The following is a 437-nucleotide window of genomic DNA, read 5'->3' as shown; positions in this document are numbered from 1 at the left end:
ACCAACGGCGGTGCTGTTCCTGGTTATCACATCGACCAGAACACCTTCATGACCACACCAGCGCCTTACAATGGCGGTGCCGCCACAGCAACAGCCAAGAGCAACAAGCGGCAGCAGGTCTTCCGGGCCTTCAACATCCTGAGTTCCGCCCAGAGCGGCACCAACTATCCGAACCTGGCCCCAGCCACCTTTGCCGGTCTCTGCCTCGAATGCCACAACCAGACGACCCTGACCGGCAGCGCCACCAGGCCGAGCGCAGCTTCCACCTGGAAGAGCAAAGAGCGGGTGCACCAGTCAGTAGCCGGCTGGTCGGCAACCGCCAGCGGCACTGCCAACCTCAACAACCGGGTCCACGCTTACAGCTGTGCCAAGTGCCATGCACCGCATGTCTCCCGTCTGCCGCGGCTCGCAGTCACCAACTGCCTTGATGCACGGCA

At 62.7% G+C, this 437-nt stretch carries 1 protein-coding gene; it reads left to right on the top strand.

Annotation, left to right across the window (positions count from 1 at the left end; all coding sequences use genetic code 11):
- A partial coding sequence (locus KI809_RS20390) for a hypothetical protein (RefSeq protein WP_214173439.1) occupies positions 1–437 on the top strand: 437 nt, incomplete at both ends.

This window comes from Geoanaerobacter pelophilus, from assembly GCF_018476885.1.
Classification (GTDB): Bacteria; Desulfobacterota; Desulfuromonadia; order Geobacterales; family DSM-12255; genus Geoanaerobacter; species Geoanaerobacter pelophilus.
The sequence above is the reverse complement of the archived record's forward strand: the minus strand, read 5'-3'. Positions and strand labels throughout refer to the sequence as shown.